This is a genomic window from Bradyrhizobium sp. AZCC 1678 (genome assembly GCF_036924765.1).
Taxonomy (GTDB): Bacteria; Pseudomonadota; Alphaproteobacteria; order Rhizobiales; family Xanthobacteraceae; genus Bradyrhizobium; species Bradyrhizobium algeriense.
Genome location: NZ_JAZHSE010000001.1, coordinates 3777875 through 3803028, shown reverse-complemented (window position 1 = coordinate 3803028; position 25154 = coordinate 3777875). Strand labels below are relative to the sequence as shown.

The following is a 25154-nucleotide window of genomic DNA, read 5'->3' as shown; positions in this document are numbered from 1 at the left end:
CTCCACTTGCAGGCGCATCATTGTGTTCTGGGCAAATAGCGTCCTGTCCGAATCGACGCGCGACGTGCCCGAGATCTCGTAGGCGACAGCTACGTCATCCTTGCCTAGGATTGACCTGTTTTTCATTGGGCGACCCATCTGCCATCAACCGCCGCACGGTGAGATGGCCCTTTCAATGCGTCATCACGCACCTTATGCACTTCGCTTGCCCGCTGCTGGGAAACTCTTAAGGGGTACATCCAAGGAAGCGGCTTCCAGCATCAGGCGACGCGATGGCCAACCAGATCGAGAGCTTGACTTCAGTAACCACCGTAGGTCGGCTGGAAGCACACGGTAAGACGTAGCCCCCTGCATGAGAAAATCCGGAACGTTTTCGATTGAACCTGTGGAGTGCACCCCAAAAGTGAGACACGGGAAATTAGGGACAGTTCTCTAACGGAGAACGCATGTCCAAGAAATCTCCCCGTATTTTCAGCCGAGAATTCAAGCTTGAGGCGGTGCGCCGCATTTTGGCGGGCGAGCGCATAAGGGCTCTTTCACAGGAGCTGAATGTGCTGCGCAAGGATCTCTATGCATGGCGCGATCTGTTTCGGGCGGGCGGGGCGGAGGCGCTGCGGCCGCTGGGTCGACCGCGGAAGGGCACTGCCGTTGTCGCGGCGAAGGTGACGGAGCGGGCGCGCGAGGTTGCGGCTGGCGACATTGCCGCGCCAGAGCGGGTTGCCGAACTTGAGCGCAAGATCGGCCAGCAGCAGATCGAGCTCGATTTTTTTCGGCAAGCCTTGCGGCGGGTCAAGGAAGCACGCCGGCCGAACGCCGGACCTGGCGTGACGGGATCTACGCGGTCATCCAGGCGATGACGATCCCCCTGCTGCAAGGCGAACTCACGATTGAGCGGATGTGCGTGCTGGCTGGCGTCAGCCGGGCCGGCTACTACCGGCACTGGGCGGCCTCCGCCCCGCGCGTGGAAGAAGCCGCTGTGCGGGACGCGATCCAGCGGTTGGTGCTTGCGTACACGCATTACGGCTATCGCCGGATCGCCGCGCAGTTGCGACGTGAAGGCTTTGCGGTGAACCGCAAACGCGTGCTGCGCCTGATGCAGCAGGATAATCTGCTGTGCCTGCGGCGGCGGCCGTTTGTGCCGGTTACGACAGACTCGCGCCACTCCTGGCGCGTGGTACCGAACCTGGCCCGCGGCATGGTGCCGAGCGGCCTCGACCAGCTCTGGGTGGCGGACATCACCTACATCCGGCTGCAGGAAGAGTTCGCCTATCTCGCCATCGTGCTCGATACCTTCAGCCGGCGCGTGGTCGGCTGGGCCCTGGAAACGCACCTGGAGGCGCGCCTGGCGATCGCCGCACTCTCCATGGCGCTGGAGGCGCGCCGGCCAACGCCCGGCAGCCTGATCCACCACTCCGACCGCGGCATCCAATACGCCTGCGGCGACTACACTGAACTACTCCAGCGGCACGACATTGCCCCAAGCATGAGCCGGGTTGGCAATCCCTACGACAATGCCAGAGCCGAGAGCTTCATGAAGACCCTCAAGCAGGAGGAGGTCAACGGCCAAACCTACCGCGATGCGCAGCATGCGAAAAATGCCATCGGCACCTTCATCGAGGAGGTGTACAACCGCCAACGGCTGCACTCGGCGCTGGCTTACCGGCCTCCCGCCGAGTTCGAAGCAAATCTACCGGGCTGCGGGGCTGCTGCGCAGCAGCCCCGCAGCCCGGCCGCTATCTCTCAACCCGCCCTGCCGCCACAAGCGGCGGGCACAACCTGTCCCTGATTCTTGTGTCTCACAGCAGGGGTGCACTCCACCTGTCGTTTCCTAATTCCCGTATTCTTTGCTGCGCGGGAGGCTGCACGAGTTTTCGATAACTGGCTTCCATTCAAAGGGGCACGAAATGCGGTGCACCGCGAAGGCGCATGCCTGCCGTCGCGGCGTCAGGCGGTGTTGCCGGCGTCCACGGTCAGAACGGTGCCGGTGATGTTCCGGCCGCCTTCTCCCAGGAGATATTCGACCATGGAAGCGACGTCATCGGCTTCGGGCAAGCGGCGCAACGCACTGCGGCCGGCGATGCGCCGGCGGCCGTCGTCGTCTAGGGACTTTGTCAATTCGGTGTCGACGAAGCCGGGCGCGATCGCGTTCACGGTGATGTCGAGCTTGCCGACTTCGCGGGCCAGCGAACGGGTAAAGCCGCCGGCCGCGGCCTTGGACGCGGCGTAGACGGACAGGCCGTTGTAGCCGGTCGAGGCGATGATGGAGGAGATGTTGACGATGCGCCCGGCGCCGTCGGCCATCATATGGCGCACCACGTATTTGGTCAGAACGATCGGCGACAGCACGTTCAGACGGATCAACGCCTCGATCTCGGAATTGCGCATATTGGCCAGCAGTCCTTCGGTGCCGATGCCGGCATTGTTGACAAGGCCGTAGATCGCGCCGAAGGCGTCGCGCAGTTCCTTCACGAAGGCGGGAATCTTGTCTGTCTGGCCGAGATCGAACGCCCTGAAGTGCAGGCGGTCCGCGCCCGCCTCGCGGATGGCCCGTTCCAGATCCTCGCTCTCGCGGCGCGCGGCCGCGATCACCTTGTAGTCGCCGGATGCGACGAGCCTGCGCGCAATCGCAAGCCCGATGCCGCGGCTGCCGCCGGTGACGAGAACGTTACGCATCGGCCCGCGCCAGTTTTCCCGCTGTGGTGACGTCGAGGCGTTCGACGAACCGGATCACCGCAGGCACCTTGTATGCCGCCAGCGAGTCCTTGCACCGGCCGAGAATCTCCGTGCGGATCGCTTCCTGGCGACCCGCATCAGCGCCGTCGGCGAGGACGATGTCGGCGACCACGATGGCGCCGGTGATCGGGCTCTTGCGCGACCGCGCGCGCGACATCCGCACCGACTCGTGTCCATTGATCACGGCCTCGACCTCCTCGGGATGGACCTTCAGCCCGCCGATGTTGATGATGCCGCCGCGCCGTCCGACGAAGTGGTAACGATCGCCGCGCAGCTCGATCATGTCGCCGGTGTCGACGAAGCCCTCGGCATCGGCGAGCGGTGGCGCGTCGGCGCCGATATAGGCGTGCGCCGCGCGATGGGAGCGGATCCGGAGCGATCCGTCGACGACCTTCATTTCGACGCCGTCGCGGTTCCGCCCGACAAAGTCGGCGGGAAAACCCTCGCGCCCATCGTCGACCGCGAACCCGACCCCAGCCTCGGTGGAAGCATAGGCATGGCCGATCGACGCATGCGGAAACGCACGGGCCAAGCCGTCGAGCACGGCCTGGTCGGCGATCTCGCCTGACAGACGGACATAGCGCGGCGAGAAGTTCGCTGCAGCACCGCTCATCAGGAGCTTGCGCCAGTGCGACGGCGTCCCGGAGATGTGCGTGACGCCGCCTACGCGCAGCCGTGCCACGTAATCCGCAATGGCTTCTCCGGGCTCCGACAGCACCATTGATCCGCCGCCGATCACGGCGCGCAGGAATATCTGCAGGCCGCCATAGCGGCGGATGTCGTAGAACGTCGCCCAGGCCGCATTCGGGTGGCGCGCAGCCCCTTCGGCAATGATTGCGCCGGCCAGCCCGTCGAGCGTATGTCCAACGATCTTGGGCGGCCCTGATGTGCCCGAGGTCAGCATGAGCCATTCTGTCGCGCGTTCGGTCTTCCATGGCACCACCGCAGGATCGGGCAGACCGACGCCGACGACCAAATATTTGCCGGCATCGCATCGGTCCGGCCGGTCGGTGACGATGGCGTCGATCTCGGCATCCGCAAGCAGCGCCTGGATGTGATCCGGATCGAGGTCGGGCGGGCACAGAAGCATGCGGCGGGCGACACCGTCGAGCTCGATCATGGCGAGCGCGGACTGCAGCTGCCCCGACGCCGCAAGCAGCACCGATCGGCCGGATAGCTCGCGGGACCGGCCGATCAGACAGCTGTGCCCGCGAATGTCGGTCAGCGATACGCTGTGCCGGGCATCGGAAATCGTACGACCCTTCAGCTCCGGGCCGAGATATTCGCGCAATGCGAAGGTCTCAGGCGGGGACATTTTCGTACACTCTGACGAATTCGCCGACAGTCGATGGGAAGGCGGCATCCTCGGCAATGGTGAACGGATCGATCCCGAGATCGTCCTCCAGCCGCGCCACCAGGATAGCGAACGCCAGCGAATCGAAGCCGGTGTCGTGAAGCGATAGATCGTCCTGCAGCGGCGGGAGCGTGACCTTCTGTTCTTCGGCGATCTGCTGCATCGCCGAGAAAATCCTTGACCTCACTGACATGGAACACCTCACCTCTCAAGAAAAACGGCTTGCGAGCCGACATTAAAACCTGACTCCGCCCTCCACGATGCGCGCGTAGACGGCGCGGTTGATCGGACAATAGTCGCCGGTCGCCGGATCACGCAGGAACAGCGGATCGCCCACGACCGAGGGATCAAATCCCTCGCGGATCAGCCGCTGCTTGTTCTGTTTGAAGGACTCGGTGGCGTCGAGCGCGCGGCAGAACCTGACGAAGACCGGGTGCGAATAGACCGGAAGCCGGCGCGCCAGGTGTTCCGCGAATATCCTGAAATCGAACCCTTGGTCTACTACCAAAGCCACCATGCCGGCGCGGCCATCGGCACCTGGAATAGCGACCCCGTAGGTCGAGGCATCGAGAACGCCGGGGCAGCAGTCCCTGATCGCGTCGTTCACCTCGCTGGTCGCGACGTTCTCGCCCTTCCAGCGGAACGTGTCGCCGACCCGGTCGACAAAATGGAAGTAGCCCTGTTCGTCGCACAGCATGAGATCGCCCGTGCGGAACCAGGCATCGCCTTCGGCAAAGACGTCGCGCAGCACCTTCTTCTCGGTCTCGGCCGGATCGGTGTAGCCCTCGAAGGGGCCGCCGCCCCGATCTGCTGTGCCGATGCGCCCGACCGCCTCACCGATCTCGCCGTGGGCGCAGGCGATGCAAAGCCCATCCTCGCCGCGGACCGGGCTGCCGCTGTCGGCATCGAGCTTCACGATCGAGGCGGGAAAGCGATGCGCCAGCAGCGGCGGGATTCGGCCAATCGCGCCGGGTTTTCCTTCGACGTTGAACAGCGAAAAATTGCCGTCCGTCGCGGCGTAGAATTCGAGGATATGAGGAAACGCAAACCGCCCGGCAAATGCCTCCCAGATGTCGCCGCGCAATCCGTTGCCGACGGCCAGCCGCAGCCTGTGTCTTGCTCTTAGCCCGGACGGCGGCGCCTTCAGCAAGTAGCGGCAGAGCTCGCCGATATATTGGAAGACGGTGCAGTCGAAACGCACGATGTCGTCCCAGAAGTTCGTCGCGGAGAATTTCTCTGCGATCACCACCGAACCGCCCGCGCGAAGCATGCTGCAGGGCGCGGCGACACCGCCCACGGAATGGTGGAGCGGCAGGCAATCGTAGAGACGGTCGTCCACGGAAGCGTCAGTGAGCCCGGCAAACCACCCTCCCCAGCTGAGAATGCGGCGATGACTGACGTTCGCCGCCTTCGGCAGCCCCGTGGTGCCCGAGGTGAAGATGAGAAGCGCGCGTCCATCGATCGTGACGTGGCCGCGTTCGGCGGAGGACAGCGGGCGGGTGTCCGCGGCCGCGAGCGCCGCATCCAGATCGGCGTCTGCGCCGCCGGCACCGAGACTCCAGGTTGGCGGCACACGATCCAGATGCGGACGTGCGGTCTCGAACGCATCCACGCACTCGGCGGCAAGGATGATATGATCGGCGCGTGCGAGATCGATGCAGTGGGCGAGCGACGGTCCGACCAGCCTGGTGTTGATCAGCGCCACCGTGCCGCCGACCCTGGTGATGCCGAGCCAGCAGGCGAGATAGTCCGGCCGGTTCGGCATCAGAAGGCAGACGGTGCAGCCGGTGCGGATGCCGAGGCTCAGTGCCCAGCGCGCATATCGGTTGACCCGCGCGGCGAGTTCCCCGTACGTGAAGGATTGGCCATCCGAGAGCAAAGCGGGGCGCCCGGGTTGCCGCTGCGCCCAGTCTTCCACGACGTCAGCGAACAGTCGATGCGGCTCGGCCTCGATCTGCGAGATCAATTCGATGGCCTTCAGCCAGGTTTTGGCGACGGAGGGCCTGCGCCGCGGAGCGCCACTTCCAGTCGCCCGCTGGATCACCCCTGCTTCCATGACCTGACCATGCAGATGAGTTTGATCGATGTCGGCGCGGACAGCCTCCCGAAGCGCTTCATCCCGCTCCGGGTCCGAGCTGGTTGAGTATCAGCCGCTCCAGCGTCTTCACCGATTGGAAATTCTCGGGCGTAATCTCGGGTTGAGGAAGGGTGAGATCGAACTCGGCTTCGACCTTGAGCATTAGGGCGACCATATCCATCGAGTCCAGTCCGATATCTACCAACCGCGACTCCGGGTGGACATCCGCGGTGATCGCATTCTGCTCAAGGACGCTCCTGACGACGAAAAGAACACGGTCTTGAACGCTGGCGCTTAAGTATTGCATTTCAACCCCATACATCGCGTGAAATGGCACGATCGTCGTCGATGCGAAGATAGCTGACTGCAACCCAGGTCAATAGCTCTACTTCGGAGGTACCTCGCTCGGAAGCGCATTGCTCATCGATATCCACCTTTGCGCCGCCGACTCCGCAGCCACGGTCGGTTAGATTGCCGCCCTCGAATTCGCGCGGAAATCATCTCAACGCGGTGCGGGTCGTCCAACCATCAGGGGCGGGTCGTCCGACCATTAGATGGGAGGCTTTGGGCCATGAACGTGCAGGAAGTCCAGTTCCGCAACTTCGCCCCGGAAACCAGCCGAGTACAATTCAGTTCCGACCGCGCCTCGTTCCAGCAGCGGACGGCTGTCGTCGCAGAGGCGGCGGCTACGGAGGTCGAAGCGGTGGACCGTGAGGCGCGCTTCCCGCGGAAGGCCATCGACGCGGCGCGCAAGCAGAGGCTTCTGGGCACCCAGATCCCGATCGAATTCGGCGGAGACGGCGCATCGATGTCTGACGTAACCGACATGTGTTACGCGCTCGGCCGCGCCTGTGCGTCGGCCGGGATGATCTTCGCGATGCATCAGACCAAGGTCGCGTGTCTTGTCCGCCACGGCGGGGGCAGCGCTTGGCACGAAAAACTGATGCGCCGCGTGGCGACCGAACAGCTGCTGCTGGCGTCGTCGACCACGGAAGGCCAGAACGGCGGGAACATCCGCTTCAGCTCGGCGGCCGTGGAGCGCGCCGGTACCGAGATCTCGCTGCTGCGCGACGCGACGGTCATTTCCTACGGCGCCGAGGCAGACGGCATCGTCACCATCGCCCGCCGTGCAGACGAGGCCGCCGGATCCGACCAAGTGATGCTCGCCATTACCCGGGACGACTATTCGCTGGAGCCCACTCTCGCATGGGAAACGCTCGGCATGCGAGGAACTTGCAGCGCCGGCTTCAAGCTGAACTTCAAGGGCACCGCGGAACAGATATTCCCCGTGCCTTACGACAGGATCCATGCGCAAACGATGACGCCGGTCGCCCACCTGTGCTGGTCGTCGGTCTGGGCGGGAATTGCGGCCGCCGCGGTGGATCGCGCGCAGCTATTCATCCGCAAGGCCGCCCGTGGATCGGGCGGCAACATGCCTCCCGGCGCGTCACATTTTACCGCCGCCAAGATGACGCTGACGAAACTGCGCGCCATCATCACCGCGAATCTCGAGTCCTATGCGGCCCGCGAACAGGACGAGCGCGCGCTGTCGTCCATCGACTTTCAGTCCTCGATCAACCTTCTCAAGGTGGAGGCCTCCGAGCTCGCCGTCGCGGCCGTGCTGCATGCGATGCGCGCCTGCGGCCTGTCCGGCTACCGCAACGACACCGACGTCAGCATTGGCCGCCACCTCCGCGACGTGCTTTCAGCTCCAATCATGATCAACAACGACCGCATCCTCGCCAGCATGGGTAGCGCCACGCTGATGAGCGCCGTCCCGGTGTCGCTGCGCGATTGATTTTCTCCTCGAAGGAATGGGGCTCGATATGAACGTGGCCATGTTTGCCGCCGCACCGGTTGAACCCGCCGATCCGCTGGACCATCTCGCCGATGTGCTGTTCCACCGGATGGGCTCTCCGGGGATCTATGCCCGCACCGCACTCTATGAAGACATCGTGGAGCGGCTTGCGGCGCTGATCACGCGGTATCGCGAACCAGACGCCGAGGTGATGCGCTTCCCTCCCGTCATGAACCGCGGGCAGCTCGAACGGTCGGGCTATCTAAAGAGCTTCCCGAACCTGCTGGGTTGCGTCTGCGGCCTGCACGGCACGGAAAGCGAAATCGACGTAGCGGTCGGCCGCTTCGATGCCGGGGGAGACTGGACTGCCGCGCTGTCGCCGGCCGACCTCGTGCTGTCGCCGGCCGCCTGCTATCCCGTTTACCCGATCGCGGCAAGCCGCGGTCCGGTGCCGGCGGATGGCTGGCTTTTCGACGTAGCCGCCGATTGCTTCCGTCGCGAGCCCTCGCGCCATCTCGACCGGCTGCAGTCCTTCAGGATGCGCGAATATGTCTGCATCGGGAGCCCCGACCACGTTTCGCAGTTCCGGGAGCGTTGGATGATGCTTGCACAGGAGATCGCCAGCGATCTCGGGCTGACCTTCAGGATCGACTACGCCAGCGATCCGTTTTTCGGCCGGGTCGGACGGATGAAGGCGGTGAGCCAGCAGCAGCAGGCGCTGAAGTTCGAGCTGTTGGTGCCTCTGCGCTCCGAGGAGCAACCGACCGCCTGCATGAGCTTCAATTACCACCGCGATCATTTCGGCATCGCCTGGGACATCGCGGATGCCTCCGGGGAGCCGGCCCATACCGCCTGCGTGGCCTTCGGAATGGACCGCCTCGCCGTCGCCATGTTCCACACACACGGCAGCAACGTCGCCAGATGGCCTACCGCGGTGCGGGACCTGCTCGGCTTCCCGCGGAACGATCGCTAGACGATTTTCGGCATTCGAGGAAATGCAATGCTCCAACGAAATCCCGAGGTAGCCCACGACCGAAGAGCCAGAGGGCCAACCTCCATGAAAAGAGAGACCCTCGCCGTCCACGGTGGCTTCGACAACGATCCGACCACCAAGGCCGTCGCCGTACCGATCTACCAGACGGCCTCGTACGCCTTTGACAGCGCCGACCATGGCGCCGCGCTCTTCAACCTCGAAGTGGATGGCTTCCGCTACACCCGGATCGGCAATCCGACCAACGCAGTGCTGGAGAAGCGCGTTGCCGCCATGGAAGGAGGCGTCGAGGCGCTCAGCGTAGCGTGTGGCCAGGCCGCGGTGAACTATGCGGTGACCAACATCGCAGAGATGGGCACCAACATCGTCTCGGTCCCGCAACTCTACGGCACCACACATACGCTGTTCGCGCACATCCTGCCGCGGCAGGGCATCACGGTCCGATTCTCGGAAGACGACCGTCCGGCGAGCATCGAAAGATTGATCGACGACGAGACGCGGGCGGTGTTCTGCGAGAGCGTCGGAAATCCGGCCGGAAACGTCTGCGACATCGAAGCGATGGCCGAGGTCGCCCACAGGCACGGCGTGCCGCTGATCGTCGACAACACGGTGGCCACCCCGATCCTGCTAAGACCGATCGAATACGGCGCGGACGTCGTGGTGGAGTCCCTGACGAAGTTCATGGGTGGGCACGGCACCACGCTCGGCGGAATCATCGTCGACGGCGGCAAATTCCCGTGGGCGGAGCATGGCCGGCGCTTTGCGATGATGAACGAGCCTGAGAAATCGTACCACGGGCTGGTCTTCACCGAACGCTACGGGGCGGCCGCCTACATCGCGCGCTGCCGCGCCGTCTCCTTGAGGAACACCGGCTCCATCCTGGCGCCGCTCAACGCCTTCCTGTTGCTCCAGGGCATCGAGACCGTCGCGTTGCGGATCGAGCGCCACGTCGAGAATGCCGAGAAGGTCGCGCGCTTTCTGCGCAACGATCGTCGCGTCGGATGGGTGAACTACGCGGGCTTCCAGGACAGCCCCTATCACGCGCTGACACAGAAATATTTGGGCGGCCGGGCATGTTCGCTGCTGACCTTCGGCGTGGCTGGAGGGTTCGAGGCCGGCAAGCGGTTCTACGACGCGCTCAAACTATTCAAGCGGCTGGTCAACATTGGCGACGCGAAATCGCTCGCTTGCCATCCCGCATCGACCACGCACCGGCAAATGTCGCCCGAAGAGCAGAAAAAGGCCGGCGTGCGGCCCGAGATGATCAGGCTGAGCGTCGGAATCGAGCACGTCGACGACATCATCGCCGACCTCGATCAGGCGCTCCATGCCGCGGATTGAACCCACACAGCCATGAAGGCATTCCGATGCCTGTCCTAGTCGACATAGACGCCTACGACCACCACCTCTTCTCGAGAGCACCGAGCGGAAGCGCCGCCGCAAAGGCGTCACTGGAAAACCGGGCGGAATGTCTCGATATCGGGCTGATCAACAACATGCCGGACGCTGCCTTGATGTCCACCGAGCGCCAGCTGTTTGACCTGCTCGGCGCGGCGGCCGGAAGGCTCCTCGTCAGGCTGCACTTCTACACGATGGAGAGCACGCCCCGTTCGGAATGGGGGCGCGATTACGTGCGTCGATACTACCGCAGCACCGACGATCTGGTGATCGGCAGCCTGGACGGAATAATCGTGACCGGCGCCGAACCGAGAGCTGCCCGCCTGACGGAAGAGCCATATTGGACCACCCTCGCCCAGGTCATGGACTGGGCCAGGGAGAATACGATCTCGTCGGTGTATTCCTGTCTCGCCGTCCATGCGGCCGTTCTGCACATGGACGGCGTGGAACGCCACAAGCTGCCTGCCAAATGCATCGGCGTCTTCGCTCAAACGAAGACGAGAGATCATCCCTTGATGCACGACATTCCCGCGATCTTCAGAATTCCGCACGCCCGGTGGAACGAGGTGCAGGAGGAAGCTATCGCGAGCTGCGGATATTCCGTTCTCACAAAGTCGGCGGAGGCCGGCATCGATTGCTTCGTCAAGCAGCAGAAGAAGAGCCTTTTCGTCCATTTCCAGGGCCATCCGGAATACGAGACCCAGAGCCTGTTGGGCGAATACAGAAGGGACATGGGCCGGTTCCTCCGGGGAGAGAACGAAGTCTGTCCGACGATACCGAAAGGTTATTTTGGCACGAAGGCGGAAGAGATCCTGACCACCTTCCGGCGAAAAGCCCTTGCGGACAGACGTCCGGAGTTTTTCGCCGATTTCCCGGCCGATCACTTGGCAAAAAATCTGAGAAACGCCTGGCATCTGCCGGCCAGGCGCATTTACCGCAACTGGCTGCTGTACATGGCGTCGCAGCGAGCCGCACGCTCAAGGCCGCTGGCGCTCAACGGAAGGAGCCGAACGAAGCCGGTCCAGGACCGCGGCGGATACCGCGCATTCGGGCACCATGGGTAACGGTAGGAGGCGCAAGAAGGGAGTTCGCTCCGTAACCGGAATTCCGGCTCGTCGCCACAGACGCAAGCTGGGCGCCGCCCGTCCGGAGATTCCCGTGCCGGACGACGGCCGCGAGCCGCTCGCCGACCTGCTGACGAAGAAGCGGGAGCGGATCGTATGACGGAGTTCGGACCATGATCCGATGCCGCGAGATAGTAAGAGCCGATCTCGCCGCCGTCACCGATCTCTTGACGCGCGGCTTTGAGGGCCGCTCGCGCGACTACTGGATGGAGGGGCTCCGGCGCACGTCCGTGCGCGAGGTGCCCGAAGGATTCCCGCGCTTTGGCTACATGCTCGACCATGAGGGGACGCCCGTTGGTGTTCTGCTGTTGATCTACACCGCACGGGACGACGGCGGCGAGACCTGCATCCGCTGCAATGTTTCCAGCTGGTATGTGGAACCCGCCTTTCGCAACTACGCGTCGATGCTGACCAAGGTCGCGCAACGCCACGAGCATGTCACTTACATCAACATCAGCCCGGCGCACTGGACCTGGCCGACCATCGAGGCCCAGGGATTCCGCGCGTATTGCGGCGGCTTGTTCTTTTCCTTTCCCGCGCTGTCGCGTTCGGCGAAGGGCATGCGCGTCGAGGTCGTGCAACAGGACGCGCAGGCGATCGGCGGCTTGTCCAAAGCCGACGTCGCGCTGCTTGCACGGCACGCGGCCTACGGCTGCCTCAGCCTGGCCTGCCGCGCGGCCGATGGCCGCGGCTTTCCCTTCGTCCTGCAGCCGATGCGTAAGCGCCGGATCGCGCTGCCGGCGATGCAGCTGATCTATTGCCACGATGTGGCCGACTATGTCGCCTGCGCCGGCGCTATCGGCCGCTTCCTGCTCCGGCGCGGCCGGATCTCGGTCGCTCTCGACGCCAATGGCGGCATGAAGGACCTGGTCGGCGTTTATCGCGAGCGGCGCGGCCGGAAATACTTCAAGGGTCCGCAGTGCCCCCGGCTTGCCGATCTGTCGGATACCGAACTGGTGATCTATGGACCGTAACTCAGTCGCCTAGGAGGACCGTCATGATTCCGAGCAGCAAGTCCGTCAGCCATTCGCGGACATGGACGTTCTTCAAAGGCCAGTGGCACGAGGGCAATGTGCCGATCATGGGGCCACGCACCCATGGGCTCTGGCTCGGCTCGACCGTGTTCGATGGTGCACGCGCTTTCGAAGGCGTTACGCCTGACCTGGACCGCCATTGCGCGCGCGTCAATCAATCCGCGGTCTACTTCGGACTCAAGCCCATCGTCGATCTCGATACCTGGCTGGGTCTGGCGCACGAAGGCATCGCCCGCTTCCCGGCCGGTGCCGAGCTCTACATCCGACCGATGTATTGGCCGCAGAACGGCGTCGGGGGCGGAGTGCTGTTCGATCCGGAAACGACCGACTGGTGCCTGTGCATCTACGAAGCGCCGATCCCGAAGCCTGTCGGCAGCGCGATCACGCTGTCGCCGTTCCGCAGACCCACGGCCGAATGCGCGCCGGTCGGCGCCAAGGCCTCCTGTCTCTATCCGAACTGTTCGCGTGCGCTGATCGAGGCCGCCTCTCGCGGCTTCCAGAACTGCCTGATGCTGGACATGCTCGGCAACGTCGCGGAGTTCGGCAATTCCAACGTGTTCATGGCGAAAGATGGGGCTGTCTACACGCCTGCTCCGAATGGCACCTTCCTGAACGGCATCACCCGGCAGCGGGTGATCGAACTATTGCGTGGCGAAGGCGTCACCGTGATAGAGGCCACGCTTCGCTATGTCGATTTCCTCGCCGCTGACGAGATCTTTTCGACCGGCAATTTCGCCAAGGTCGCGCCGGTCATCCGTATCGACGACCGGCAGCTCACGCCCGGCCCCCTCTATGCACGTGCGCGGAAGCTGTATTGGGATTTCGCGCACACGGCAAAGCTTGCGGCGTGAGATGGAGCGGTTCGTAAATTGAGATGGTGTGGCATGGCTTCTCGGGTTGCCGATCTAATCGTTGATTCTCTGATCGCGCACGGCGTCGACCGGGCATTTGGCGTACCCGGCGAAAGCTTTCTTGCGCTCCTTGACGCTTTGTACAAACGCGACGAGATCGATCTCGTGACTTGCCGCCACGAGGGAAGCGCCAGTCTTGCCGCAGTCGCCGACGCCAAGCTCACCGGCCGCCCGGGTGTGGTGATGGCGAGCCGCGGACCGGGCGCATCCAACGCGGCGCTTGGTCTCCATGTAGCTTCGCAGGAGGCCATACCCCTCATACTGCTGGTTGGTCAGGTCGACACGCCGAATCTGAAACGCGACGCAGTGCAGGAGATCGACACCGGGCGGGCCTTCAGTGGCCTTATTAAATGGTCCACCAGAATCGATTCAGCGGCCCAGGCACCCGAGATGGTGGCGCGCGCATTTTCCGTGGCACTTAGCGGCACGCCAGGGCCGGTTGTGATCGAGCTCCCTCAAGATGTTCTCGAGATGGAGGCCGGCCTGCTCACCGCCAGGGTTCACGGCGTCGCGCGAGCCGAGCCCAGTCAAGCCGCCGTCGAGCAGGCCGCCGCCTTGCTTGGAAAGGCGGAGAGGCCGATTCTGCTGGTCGGAGGAGAGTGTCGGACGGCGGAATTTCGCAAGGATCTGATCGCACTGAGCGAGCGCTGGAATATTCCGGTGGCAGTCACCACCAAGATGCAAGATCAATTCCCGAACGATCACCGGCTCTGGATTGGGCACCTTGGCTTCTTCACCTCGCCAGCTCATGTTCGACTCTTTGAGCGAGCGGATCTGATCGTTGCTATCGGAACCCGGCTCGGCGACTTGTCTTCTCTCGGATTTCGATTTCCGCGACAATCGCCGACGTCTCAGCCTCTGGTTCACGTCTACCCCGATCCGAATGCCATCGGGACTCGCTTCCATACGAATGTTGCGATCGTCTCGTCGGCGCACCCCTTCTTGAGATCCTGGCTCGACCTGCCGGTCGCCGTACGCGAGCGCGATGGGTGGATCGAAGCCGCGGCGAAAGCTCGGGAAGCAGTGCACGCATGGCCCGAGCAGCGTATCCCCAGCGCTGATGTCCTTGGCCATGCGGTTGCGGCCTTCGCCAAACATTTCAAAGCAGATGGTATCGTGACGACCGACTCCGGCGACTTCGCCGCCTGGGTACACCGGATATTCCGCTTCAAGCCGTCAGCTCGACTGCTCGGCTCCGCCTGCGGCGCGATGGGCAGTGGTGTTCCTTCTGCATTGAGCGCGGGCCTTCGTTATCCGGATCGTCAGGTGATCGCGTTTTGCGGCGACGGCGGCTTCCTGATGACCGGGAACGAGTTGGCAACCGCCGTTGCCCGCCGGCTTAATATAACGATCGTGATCTCCAATAACCAATCGTACGGCACCATCCGTTCACATCAGGAAAGAGCATTTCCGAACCGCCCTTGGGGTACGGATCTATCCAATCCCGATTTTGCGGCTCTTGCCCGCGCCTTCGGCGCGCAGGGCTATACGATCACGAACGCAGCCCAGGTGGCCGAAGTCGTCGCGGAAGCAATGTCGGCCAACGGCCCCGTCGTGATCGAAGTTCGATCTGACGTACGCCAAACCATCAATCGCTCCCTCGCTGCGGCGGCTGGCTGATGCCTCAGGGTGATCTGATGGTCTGCATTTTCAAGAGTGAAGCAACGAAGATGACGGCGCGATCAGACCTATAAGGCGCCTGCGCGGCACCGCATCCCCGGCGCCAATCGGCAGGGATCAGAGGGTAGCTCGCATTGTAGCTTCATCTCAAGTTTGGACACGGCCTGAGGTGCCTCTTTGGAGGTAACCCCCGTTCAGCAACCCGTTGGGCGCACCGCAGAGCTACTTGCGCCAAAGTGGCCCCTTCAGTTTTTTTGGGATAATATGCGGCTCCCGGAAGAACGACAGCCGCTACTAGCGCCGCCGGGATGCTTTGAAGCCGTGCATGCTTATTCAAACCGTCGAGGTCATCGATGCCGCTTGCGCTTATTGAAACTGGCCATTGCAATGTAGATCTCAAGCCGTCGCCGATCGAGCCATCCTGGATCCTTGAGGGCAATCCTGAAGCCCGCTCGCACGTACTGTCGAGCAGCGCATGCGGCACTGCCACGACCCTGATCTGGTCCTGCACCGAGGGCAAGTTCAACTGGTACTACGACGTCGACGAGACCATCATGATTCTCGAAGGATCGATCGTACTCGAGAGCGAGGGCGAACTACCGAAGCGCTATGGCGTGGGCGACGTGATATTGTTCCGCGACGGTGCGCACGTCAAATGGCATGTCGAGAACTACGTGAAGAAGATCGCCTTCTTCCGCCAGACCATACCGTTCGGACTAGGCTTCGCCGTTCGCGCCATCAACAAGCTCAAGCGGACGTTCTCCGCGCCCGGCGGGCGTCGCTCCGCACCACAACGAGACCCCGTCCCATTCTATGATTTGATGGGCAAGTCTACTCGCGATGCTGCTCCGGCCCGCTTTTCGTGGCGGCGCAAACGCACGACGTGAACTGATGTCTCTAATTCCTTGCCGTCCGATTTGGGAGTCATTGACTGAATGTCATCGAGCTGTAGCAGAATCGCACTCCTTATCGACGGCGCCAATCTTCATGCGACCAGCAAGGCGCTTGGTTTCGATGTGGATTACAAGCGACTGCTCAAGGAGTTCCAAAGTCGCGGCACAATACTTCGCGCGTTCTACTACACCGCGATCATCGAGGATCAGGAATATTCGTCGATCCGGCCCTTGATCGATTGGCTCGACTACAACGGCTATACCGTGGTCACCAAGGCGGCCAAGGAATTCACCGACGCCAGCGGCCATCGCAAGCTGAAGGGCAGCATGGACATCGAACTCGCTGTTGATGCCATGGAGCTTGCCAAACATATCGATCAGATGATTCTTTTCTCGGGCGACGGCGACTTCCGCCGGCTGGTGGAGGCGATGCAACGTCGAGGGGTTCACGTCACCGTCGTCTCAACCATTGCCAGCCATCCTCCGATGATCGCCGATGAACTTCGGCGTCAGGCCGACGCTTTCATCGACCTCCTGGATTTGAAGTCCAAGCTTGGCCGCGACCCGTCCGAGCGACCGGCCTCGCGCGAACCGCGCCATCACGCGTTGCACTTGCAACGCGACCACGAAAGCTGACAACGACCTTCAATGATCCCATTTTGACTTCTGGGTGTACACACGGTCCCAGGCTTCCCGCGAGCCGGATCCGACATCCTGTCCGAACGCCCCGTTGGCGTCGGGGACCGGCCCACCTTGGTGCGAACAAGCCTGTTGCATCATTTCATTGTCGGATCAGTGAATGATCCGGCGATGCGGCTGCCTCTCAGAATTCGTTCAGGTAAGCCTTGTCGCGGTCGAAGACGTGGGCGATATGCCGGCTCACTGAACGGACCCGAGCCATGAATTCGATGTCTTGGTGTACCGACAGGAAAACGTCGCGATAGACCTTGACCTCATCGGGGAGCACGGGAACGAGCATCGGGTTCGCCTTGGCAGAGAACAGCGGCAGCAGCGCGATGCCTGCACCCGCAGCCACGGCGTTCTGCTGCGCATGCATGCTCGACGAGCGGAAGGCGACGTTAGTCGGCTCAAGCACATCCAGCAGCCAATGCACCGGCTGGATAGCGATGAGGTCCTCGACATAGTCGACGAAGGTATGAGACGCGAGTTCGGCACGATTGGCCGGCATCCCGCGAAGGGCGAGATAGGCGTGGCTCGCATACAGAGCGAGACGAAACGATCCGACCTTCTTGACAACGAGCCGCTGCCCGTCGGGATGCACGAAACTGATAAAGACGTCCGCCTCGCGCTTGGTCAGGCTGATCAGATGCCGCTCGGTCACAAGTTCGACCGTTATTCCCGGGCTCCCCACCGCCAGCTCCGTGAAGCGTTCCGCGAGAAAAAAGGCGGCGATCCCCTCCATGGTCGCAACGCGCACCCGCCCCGTGGCGGTGCTCGCGTCCGAGCCCAACGCCTGTTGAACGGAAGACGCTTCCTGTTCTATACGTTCGGCGATCGCGAACAGGCGATGGCCGTGTTCGGTCAGGACAAAGCCGTCCGGCTTGCGATCAAACAGCTTGACCGAGAGGCTCTTCTCCAGCTCGGCAATACGCCGGCTGACGGTAGTATGGTCGACCTTCAGCCGCCGTGCGGCTGGCATGAGGCGGCTTTGGCGTGCCAGTTCAAGAAAATAAACCAGATCGTTCCAATCGAACACGAGTAGTCCTGACAGGATTGAGCAACCAACTTGGCAACCAATGGACTTGCGCGGCCCATCTTGCGAGATTGGCGCTCGGAACGCCAGTCCGACGATGACGCAGTTGTGCATCGCGCCATGGGCACGACGGAGACCGGCACCATCCGGCACTCGTCGCCCGTTTGGGCGGTTGTGGCAGACTCGTGTAACGGCCGGTGATGACCTGCTGGCGCGCCTTCTCTCGGTTTGAATTATCTTCGGATCGGGTCAGGAATCCAGATTGCCGCCGTTGTGGAATGAGATGGCCTCAGCCGTCGCGCCCTGCTCGGCCAGCACGGGTGCGATATCGGTCGAAACAGCGTCGATGAATGTCGCGGGAACCAGCCGCTTGCGATTGACCTTGAGATCGAACACATCGAAGCGGTTGTAATAGCCGACCACGTCGTGGAACTGTTTTGGTTCGACGCAGCGCTGCAGGTCGCATTCCGCGTAGGCGATGCCTTCCTGATCCTGCAGGACGTCTCCGAATGCTTCTCCCGTGGGATCGACGAAGAAGCTCGCCGCCCGCTGCGTGCGGTCGATCACGTCGATGACCGATGGTTCGCGCGCGATCAGGAATTCGCGCATCGCCGCATCCATGAAGCCAGCGGTGATGATGCCAAACGCCTTGGCTTCGAACGAATGCGCGCTGGCGCGGATGCGGTTGGCAGCAACATTGTTGAAATTGCCGCCTGCGCTCGGCCGCCGCGTCGGCCACATTGGCGGCCAGCTCGAGATGTGGATCTGCTCGGCCTGCGCCATCAGCGCATAGCGCGCCAGCGGATTGGTGTTCTCGCCGCAGATCAGGTTTCCGACACGGCCGGCCGGCGTGTCGACGACGCGGAGCCCGGCGCCATCGCCCGCGGCCCAGATCAGCTTCTCGTAGAAAGTAGGCACCAGCTTGCGGTGATGGTTGAGAATGGCGCCATCAGGGCCGATCAGGACATTGCTGTTCCAGATCAGCCCGACACTGGTCGGCGAGCTCTCGCTGATGCCCATCGAGATCGTGACGCCGAGGGACCTGGCTTCACGCCGCAACGCCGCGATTTCCGGTCCCGCGATGGCGACGGACTGCTCGGCCATCAGCACGAACAGGTCGTGGTTCTCGATCGGCGCCCACAGCGCCGCCCAGACCGGAAATGCCGGAATATAGGTCTCCGGAAACGCGATCAGCTGCGCGCCGCCACGGGCCGCCTCCCGGATGATCGAAATCGCCTTCGCCGCCGTCGCCGCGCGATCGAGAAACACCGGCGCTGCATGGACGGCAGCAACTTTCACGGATGACGTCATTATCACGAACCCTTCTTATGATTGCAGCCGCTCGCTGCCATGCCGGCTTCGGTGCCCTGCAGGCATATCCGCTGTGCGATCACAGGCGTTCGCCCACGAAATAGCCCGACAACCCGGTGCCGGGCGCACAGTTGACGTACTCGAAGATCTGGCCTTGCTCCGGCAGCACGAACACCTCGTGCCAGGTACGGAGCTGATTGGCCTTGCCGAACTTGCGATAACGCGCGATCGCGGCGGTGAAGATCGCCTCGTGCGACGCATGGCGCTCGGCCCAGTTCTCCATGTGCTCCAGGGACAGGAAATAGCCGAGCGCGTGGGTTTCGAGTTCCGGTCTGCCTTTGGCATCGCAGGTCTGCTGAAAGCGCAGCGAGCAGCAGCCGGTCGCCTGGGGACTCTCCCGCAAATAGGCCATGCCGCGCTCCAGCGGCGCGCGCAGATCGCGCATATAATCTTCGGTCTGCGCCGGATCGCAACGGCCCCAATACGCGGCAGAGCGAATAACGGTGAAGTTTTGCGGCGTGACGATGCGCCAACGCGCCGACCGGGTGTCGCGGGCAATCGGCGTCGGCAACTCATTCATGGCAGGCGCCAGCGCATCCACCGCGGCCAGCGGAATCCGATCTCGCATGGCGCCGTAATAGCCGCAATAGGGCGTCGGATAGACCGCCACTTCAGGCGATCGGCTCAGCGCGGCCGGATAATCCTTCCAGTACAGCGTTTCCTGCCGCTCCACCGGCACGGTGACGCTTTCACGGAAATAGCCGTTCGGCTCGGCAAGACGTGCCGCGTCGGTCCACCAGGCCGTCAGGTGCGGATCGGCCAGCCAGTCATCGCGGCGCTCTCGATCTACCCAGTAAGCCGCGACGATGTGGGTATAGAGGCCGTTCTGGTCAATGAACCAGGCATGGTCGTGCACCGTCGGCCCGCTCGGCAGACTGGTCGCTTTTTCGATCCAGGGAAAAAACGGCGACGCGTAGACGCTCTCGGCGTCACGCCCCTGAATGCCGTGAAACGCCACGCACAGCGTCTCGCACTTGTTGGTAAAGCCGGCGGACCATCGTTGCACCACCGGTTCAAAGCCCTTTGGCTTGCGCAGCGGATTGACGCGATCGAAAACCTGAAGTCCCATTTCGCTCCCCTTACTTTCTTTGTTAGTGAACGCCGAAGTATGCCTTGTGGAGTTCGGCATTCTGCTTCAGCGACTCCGCATCCCCCTCCGCCACGACCTGGCCCTGCACCAGCACATAGCCGTAGTCGGCGACGTCGAGCGTCTGCCGCACATTCTGTTCGACCAGCAGGATCGACAGCCCGGCCGTCTTCAGGCGCCGTACAATTCCGAAAACCTCGGAGACGAACAGCGGCGACAACCCAAGCGACGGCTCGTCGAATACCACCAGCTCGGGATCGGTCATCAGCCCGCGTGCAATCGACAGCATTGACCGCTCGCCGCCGGAGAGCGTGCCGGCCAACTGACTTCGCCGCTCCCTCAGCCGCGGAAATGTCTCGAACAGTTCTTCCATGCGCGCGGCCACACGCCTGGAGTCCCGCATCAGGAGACCGCCGACTTTCAGATTGTCGAGCACGGTCATGCGCGGCAGTACACGGTTGCCCTCGGGCACCGTGGCGATACCCAGCGCTGCGATCTTGTGGGTCGGCATATTTGCGATCGCAGCGCCGCCGAAATACACCTCGCCTTTGCGGACGCGGTTGAGGCCGAGAATGGTGCGGATCAGCGTGCTCTTCCCGGCGCCGTTGGCGCCGAGGATACACGTCACCGTGCCCGGCTTCACCTCCACCGTGACACCCTTTAGCACATCCGCGCGGTCGTAACCGGCGGTGACGCCGATGGCCGAGAGCCTGCGCGTTGCGGTAGCGCCGGCGATCATTGACTTACTCCCAGATACGCAGTTTGGACATCGGGATTGGCGATCAGCGCATCGAACGTGCCTTCAAAAATCTTGCGGCCGAAATTCAGCACAACGCAGCGGTCCGAGACGCGGCGGATCACATCCATTTCGTGCTCAACCAGGATCACTGCCAGATCCGGCATCTCCTGGCGAGACGTCAGCAGATCGTCCATCAACTGGCGCGTCTCTTCCTGCGTCATGCCCGCCGACGGTTCATCCAGCAACAGAAGCCGTGGCGCACCGATCAGTGCGCGGCAGATTTCGACCCGCCGGCGGTCGATCATCGTGAACGAGCCGGCAGGCTGAAACAGCCGGTCAGCAATGACGGGATTAAAGCGATGCGCCAGCGCGCGGGCGTGCTCGACCATCCCGCTCAGCTCGCCGCGCCAGCGGCGGCGGCGAAACAGGTTGGTAAACAGCCCCAGATCGAGCCTGCACAGGGCGCCGACCGCGATATTGTCAAAGACGCTTTGGTCCAACATCAGCCGCGAGCGCTGGAAGGTTCGCGCGACGCCTGCCCTGCCGATCATTTGCGGCGGCTTGGCGAACAGATCGCGCGCATCCAGGCGCACCGATCCGGCCGATGGCTTGTAAAGCCCGGTCACCACATTGAAGAAACGTGGTCTTGCCCGATCCGTTGGGACCGACCAACCCGACAGTTTCGCCCTTGTCGATCTCGATATCGAGACCATCAAGCGCGACCAGACCGTCGAAGCGCATCGTGAGGCCGCCGCAGGCCAGCAAGGGAGCGTTCATGCGTCTGCTCCCGGCCGCCCGATGAAGCGCGACAGATCGCGGATCGGACGCGGTAAAATGCCCGACGGGCGGAACAGCAGGATACCCAGCACCAGCAACGCAAAGATCAGCAGCCGGAATTCCTGAATAGCCTGCAGTTTTTCGGGGATGACGAGGATCACCATGGCGGCGACCACAGCACCCCAGAAATTGCCGAGCCCGCCGAGCACGATGATCGACAACATCAACAGGGAGTCGCCGAGCCCGGACCCGTTCGGCGTCACGAACCCGTTCATCATGCCGTAGACCGCCCCGGCAACACCGATCACTGCGTTGCCGATCAGGAAGGCTACGACCTTCCAGCGGGCGATCGACAGGCCGAACACCGAGGCCGCGGTTTCATCGCTGCGCACGGTGTCCAGCGCGATCCCGATCCAGGACCGCTCGATGCGGCGGATCAGCGTGAAGGCCACCGCGAAAATGCAGATCGAAAGCACTGCATAGGGCAGATAGAATGACACGTCCCACGGACCGATCGACGATATCCGGTTGAAGTCGAGGCCGAAGATCGAAAAACCCCTGATCTTCATGCCCTGCGGGCCGCCGAGTGTGTCGTTCACCTCCAGCAGGCTGCGCAGCAGCAGGCCGAATGCGATGGTCACAAGTGCTGCATAGTGCCCGCGGGTCCTCAGCACCGGCAGCAACAGAATAACTCCGATCGCGCCGGTCACGATGCCGCTGACAACGAGGATCATCAGATGCGGAATCCCGGCATACGCCGTCATTACGGCAGCCGTATACGAACCGAGTACAAAGAATGCCGCGCCGGCGAAATTGGCAATTCCTGCGAACGCCAGTTGAAGGTTTAGCGCGATACAGGCCGTGGAAAACAGCGCCACGGTCGCCATCATCAAGAGCGTGTAGTGCTCGCCGTGAAAGACGACGATCAGGCCCAGTGCGCAGACGAAAGCGACGGCGTTGGCGAATCCGCTGTAGTCGCTGCAGATGGCGGAGACGTCCTGACCGAGCGGCGTGCGATCGGCGATCGCAAACACCGCCAGAAAGGCCGCGAGCAGGCCGAGCACCTGAATCTGCGACTCCGCATGCATCATCAGGCCACCGCCTGCAAACAGCAAAGCCACCGTAAGCACGACCACGGCGCGCGGATGACGCTGCATCCGAAGCGGCGACAAGACGGGGATCGGGGAAGGAATGCTGCTCATTACACCCGCTCGCTTCGGCGCTCGGCGATCAGGCCGGTTGGGAAGATCGCGATCAGGATGATGATCACCGCGAAAGCGATCACGTCCTTGTACGCGCTCGAAATCGGCAGCGCGACTACGACCAGGGTCTGTACTCCGGCAAACAGGAAACCACCAATGATCGGACCGAGCATGCTGCCGAGCCCGCCGACGACAGCCGAAGCGAAGCCGATAATGCCGAGAAGGACGCCCATGTTGAAATTGATCTCGCGGTAGTACAGCCCGAGCATGCAGCCCGCGAACGCCGCGAGCGCGGAGCCCAGCGCAAACGTCCCCAGAACCACCGCGTGGAAATCGATCCCCGAAAGCCTTGCCACCTCGCCATCCTGGGCCACCGCGCGAATGGCGAGACCGAATCGCGTGCGGGTGATCAGAAGGTGCGTCCCCAGCACCAGCAGCAGGCCGGAGGCGAGGATCATCACGCTGTCGATGCCGACACTGAACGAACCGGCTTTGATGGCGCCGCCCGGCAGCAGTGCCGGAAACGGTTTTGGATTGCCACCGTTGGGCACGCCGAGCCTGATGGCTTCGCGTAGCACGGTGCCCGCCATCAAGGTGGCCAGCAGCACGTTGACGCCGGGTGCATGGCGCAACGGCAGCACAAGAACGCGCCCGATGATGACGCCGGCCAGCGCGCCTATCGCCACCGCCGCAGCTATTCCCGAGGCCAGCGCCAGCACGGGCGGCAGCGCAACCGGACCTCCCGCAATCCCGGCCGCGCCGAGGCTGGAGAATGCGCCGACGGTGACGACATCGCCGTGCGAGAACTTGATGACGTCGAGCACGCCGAAGAACAGCGAGAAGCCGACCGCGATCATCGCATAGATCACGCCCAGCATCAGGCCGTTGAAAAGCTGCTGGGCAAGAATGCCGATATCCATCGCGGAGTCCTGGTGGCAAAGAAATTCGAAGAGCGAAGGGAGCGGCGAGCCGAAGCTCGCCGCGATGGAGCTAGTTCCTGGCCAGCCTCTTCTTGCCGGCGGCATAGTCGCTATCCGGCCAATAGACCCACTTTCCGTCCTGGGCCACGTAGACATTGGCGTTGACGATGTTCTGGCGGTGATCATCGAAGTTGATCTCGCCGACCAGCGCCTTGTAGCCCTTGGTGCCGTTGAGCACCTCCTTCATCTTCTTGCGATCGGGGCCGGTCTTTTCGATCGCGTCCATCACCAGATTGGTGGCGGAATAGGCGAACGGGCCGTAGGCGTCGGGGTCCTCGCGGAAGCCGGCCTTGGCGTAGGCGTCGAGAAAGGCCTGGCCTTGCGGATATTTGCTGATCGGTGCGCCGTTGTGGAACGAGATCGTGCCCTCGCCGGCCGCGCCTGCGCCCTCGAGGAAACCGGCCGTCATGATGCCGGACACACCGGCAAGCTGGGCCGTGACGCCGACGCGATCCATCTGCGCACGCAGGCGAACGCCGAGCGGCGTCAATCCGCCGATCAGAATGAGGTCAGGTTTGAGCTCCTTGATCCTGGTAAGCTCCGCCGTAAAGTCGTGCTGGTCAGGACTGACCGGGAATGTCGCAACGATCTCGCCGCCGGTCGGCTTGAGATATTCAGTGAAATACTTGTTCTGGCCCTTGCCGTAGTCCGTGGTGTCATGGACGACGACAAATTTCTTGTAGCCCTGCTTGGTGAGGAAATCCGCGGCCAGCCTTCCCTCGTTGATCATGGTGCCGTTGACGCGATGGATTTCGCGGTAATCGTTGCCGTAGGTGATTTCGGGCAGGATCGCACCCCACACCACGACAGGAAGACCGAAACGCGAATAAGTATCGACGGTGGCAATACCGACGGCGGAACAGTAATGCGTGATACCGGCGATGATGGAGTTGTCGGAAGCCGCCTTGGTTGCGACCTGAATGCCGACATTGGGCTTGTACTCATCGTCAAACGTAACGAGTTCATAGGTGTATTTCGCCGCCGGATCGGCATTGCGCAGCTGAACCGCAAGCTGCGCGGAATTACGGCCTCCGAGGCCTGGTGCGGAATTGCCGCCCGACAACGGGCCGATGAACGCGAGCTTCACGGTATCCTTGGCAAGCACCGCGGAAGGGAACGGCGCGGCGAGAGCCAACAACAGCAACAAACCGGATTTAAATTTCATGACCACTCCACTCCTCTGTGTCGGGAGAAGTGTAAGGTGGACCCCTCGGACGTGGGCAGTGCATATTTTTGCAGAACGACGTGCGCTGAGCCGCAAGCGCCGGTGAAATTTGCGCCCTGCATTGCCACTTCCTGCCGCAGTCTGCCTTCGCTTTGGGCTAAAGCATTGTATCGTCGGCAAAGCCGT

Annotated in this window: 24 protein-coding genes and 1 pseudogene; 11 read left to right on the top strand and 14 right to left on the bottom strand. The window is 62.7% G+C overall.

Translation table 11 applies throughout. The features are described from left to right. The first annotated feature begins 446 nt into the window (after positions 1-446). Both V1294_RS17930 and V1294_RS17925 read left to right on the top strand, forming a co-directional pair. A complete protein-coding gene (locus V1294_RS17930; protein WP_334495344.1) occupies positions 447-857 on the top strand; it encodes a helix-turn-helix domain-containing protein in 411 nt (136 codons plus the stop codon). Continuing rightward, positions 854-1786, top strand: coding sequence for an IS3 family transposase (locus V1294_RS17925; protein ID WP_334495346.1), 933 nt, complete (start codon positions 854-856; stop codon positions 1784-1786). The genes V1294_RS17930 and V1294_RS17925 overlap by 4 nt, the downstream gene beginning before the upstream one ends. A 158-nt stretch (positions 1787-1944) precedes the next feature. On the opposite strand, the gene V1294_RS17920 is transcribed toward V1294_RS17925, so the two are convergent. The 5 genes from V1294_RS17920 to V1294_RS17900 are packed head-to-tail and all read right to left on the bottom strand — an operon-like array spanning position 1945 to position 6471. Beyond that, the gene (locus V1294_RS17920) at positions 1945-2673 is read right to left on the bottom strand and encodes an SDR family NAD(P)-dependent oxidoreductase (RefSeq protein ID WP_334481689.1); all 729 of its coding nucleotides are present in this window, start codon (positions 2671-2673) and stop codon (positions 1945-1947) included. Further along, on the bottom strand, positions 2666-4048 hold the full coding sequence (locus tag V1294_RS17915; protein ID WP_334498966.1) for a class I adenylate-forming enzyme family protein: 1383 nt from the start codon (positions 4046-4048) through the stop codon (positions 2666-2668). The genes V1294_RS17920 and V1294_RS17915 overlap by 8 nt, the downstream gene beginning before the upstream one ends. Further along, positions 4035-4280: an acyl carrier protein gene (locus V1294_RS17910; RefSeq protein ID WP_108513955.1), complete on the bottom strand. Its 246-nt coding sequence runs from the start codon at positions 4278-4280 to the stop codon at positions 4035-4037. Before V1294_RS17910 ends, V1294_RS17915 begins: the two co-directional genes overlap by 14 nt. Before the next feature lie 42 nt (positions 4281-4322). Further along, positions 4323-6143 carry a long-chain-acyl-CoA synthetase gene (locus V1294_RS17905; RefSeq protein ID WP_334498965.1) on the bottom strand — a complete coding sequence of 607 codons (1821 nt, stop codon included), beginning with the start codon at positions 6141-6143 and terminating at the stop codon, positions 4323-4325. A gap of 58 nt (positions 6144-6201) precedes the next feature. Then, entirely contained in the window at positions 6202-6471 is a 270-nt protein-coding gene (locus tag V1294_RS17900; protein ID WP_334489744.1) for a phosphopantetheine-binding protein, read from the bottom strand. 264 nt (positions 6472-6735) lie between these two features. On the opposite strand from V1294_RS17900, the gene V1294_RS17895 reads away from it, so the two are divergent. The 9 genes and pseudogenes from V1294_RS17895 to V1294_RS17855 all read left to right on the top strand — a co-directional run bounded on the left by V1294_RS17895 (position 6736) and on the right by V1294_RS17855 (position 16569). Next, positions 6736-7962, top strand: a complete 1227-nt coding sequence (locus V1294_RS17895; protein ID WP_334481697.1) for an acyl-CoA dehydrogenase family protein — start codon at positions 6736-6738, stop codon at positions 7960-7962. Positions 7963-7990: 28 nt separating this feature from the next. Continuing rightward, positions 7991-8935, top strand: a complete 945-nt coding sequence (locus V1294_RS17890) for an amino acid--[acyl-carrier-protein] ligase (RefSeq protein ID WP_334498964.1) — start codon at positions 7991-7993, stop codon at positions 8933-8935. 84 nt (positions 8936-9019) lie between these two features. Beyond that, on the top strand, positions 9020-10294 hold the full coding sequence (locus V1294_RS17885) for an O-acetylhomoserine aminocarboxypropyltransferase/cysteine synthase family protein (RefSeq protein WP_334498963.1): 1275 nt from the start codon (positions 9020-9022) through the stop codon (positions 10292-10294). A gap of 26 nt (positions 10295-10320) precedes the next feature. Beyond that, the gene (gene metA, locus V1294_RS17880; protein ID WP_334498962.1) at positions 10321-11415 is read left to right on the top strand and encodes a homoserine O-succinyltransferase MetA; all 1095 of its coding nucleotides are present in this window, start codon (positions 10321-10323) and stop codon (positions 11413-11415) included. A gap of 173 nt (positions 11416-11588) precedes the next feature. Further along, on the top strand, positions 11589-12449 hold the full coding sequence (locus V1294_RS17875) for an acyl-CoA acyltransferase (protein WP_334498959.1): 861 nt from the start codon (positions 11589-11591) through the stop codon (positions 12447-12449). Positions 12450-12472: 23 nt separating this feature from the next. After that, complete coding sequence (locus V1294_RS17870) at positions 12473-13360, top strand: branched-chain amino acid aminotransferase (RefSeq protein ID WP_334498957.1); 888 nt, start codon at positions 12473-12475, stop codon at positions 13358-13360. Between the two features lie 33 nt (positions 13361-13393). Further along, positions 13394-15040 carry a thiamine pyrophosphate-dependent enzyme gene (locus tag V1294_RS17865; RefSeq protein ID WP_334498955.1) on the top strand — a complete coding sequence of 549 codons (1647 nt, stop codon included), beginning with the start codon at positions 13394-13396 and terminating at the stop codon, positions 15038-15040. Between the two features lie 353 nt (positions 15041-15393). Further along, a pseudogene (locus V1294_RS17860) lies at positions 15394-15828 on the top strand (cupin domain-containing protein); the annotation flags it as partial. 147 nt (positions 15829-15975) lie between these two features. Further along, complete coding sequence (locus V1294_RS17855) at positions 15976-16569, top strand: LabA-like NYN domain-containing protein (RefSeq protein ID WP_334498953.1); 594 nt, start codon at positions 15976-15978, stop codon at positions 16567-16569. 187 nt (positions 16570-16756) lie between these two features. Here the strand turns inward: V1294_RS17855 and V1294_RS17850 are convergent, their stop codons facing one another. From V1294_RS17850 to V1294_RS17810, 9 genes are all read right to left on the bottom strand, one after another. Beyond that, positions 16757-17650 carry a LysR family transcriptional regulator gene (locus tag V1294_RS17850; protein WP_334498951.1) on the bottom strand — a complete coding sequence of 298 codons (894 nt, stop codon included), beginning with the start codon at positions 17648-17650 and terminating at the stop codon, positions 16757-16759. Positions 17651-17896: 246 nt separating this feature from the next. Beyond that, entirely contained in the window at positions 17897-18958 is a 1062-nt protein-coding gene (locus tag V1294_RS17845) for a carbon-nitrogen hydrolase family protein (protein WP_334498949.1), read from the bottom strand. Positions 18959-19037: 79 nt separating this feature from the next. Beyond that, complete coding sequence (locus V1294_RS17840; protein WP_334498947.1) at positions 19038-20087, bottom strand: phenylacetaldoxime dehydratase family protein; 1050 nt, start codon at positions 20085-20087, stop codon at positions 19038-19040. 22 nt (positions 20088-20109) lie between these two features. Beyond that, the gene (locus V1294_RS17835) at positions 20110-20844 is read right to left on the bottom strand and encodes an ABC transporter ATP-binding protein (protein ID WP_334498945.1); all 735 of its coding nucleotides are present in this window, start codon (positions 20842-20844) and stop codon (positions 20110-20112) included. Next, the gene (locus V1294_RS17830; protein ID WP_334498944.1) at positions 20841-21437 is read right to left on the bottom strand and encodes an ABC transporter ATP-binding protein; all 597 of its coding nucleotides are present in this window, start codon (positions 21435-21437) and stop codon (positions 20841-20843) included. Before V1294_RS17830 ends, V1294_RS17835 begins: the two co-directional genes overlap by 4 nt. Beyond that, positions 21325-21621, bottom strand: a complete 297-nt coding sequence (locus tag V1294_RS17825) for an ATP-binding cassette domain-containing protein (protein ID WP_334498943.1) — start codon at positions 21619-21621, stop codon at positions 21325-21327. Before V1294_RS17825 ends, V1294_RS17830 begins: the two co-directional genes overlap by 113 nt. After that, the gene (locus V1294_RS17820; protein WP_334498942.1) at positions 21618-22823 is read right to left on the bottom strand and encodes a branched-chain amino acid ABC transporter permease; all 1206 of its coding nucleotides are present in this window, start codon (positions 22821-22823) and stop codon (positions 21618-21620) included. Before V1294_RS17820 ends, V1294_RS17825 begins: the two co-directional genes overlap by 4 nt. Next, on the bottom strand, positions 22823-23743 hold the full coding sequence (locus V1294_RS17815; protein WP_334498941.1) for a branched-chain amino acid ABC transporter permease: 921 nt from the start codon (positions 23741-23743) through the stop codon (positions 22823-22825). The genes V1294_RS17820 and V1294_RS17815 overlap by 1 nt, the downstream gene beginning before the upstream one ends. Positions 23744-23813: 70 nt before the next feature. Next, complete coding sequence (locus V1294_RS17810; RefSeq protein ID WP_334498940.1) at positions 23814-24968, bottom strand: branched-chain amino acid ABC transporter substrate-binding protein; 1155 nt, start codon at positions 24966-24968, stop codon at positions 23814-23816. Between the last annotated feature and the right edge of the window lie 186 nt (positions 24969-25154).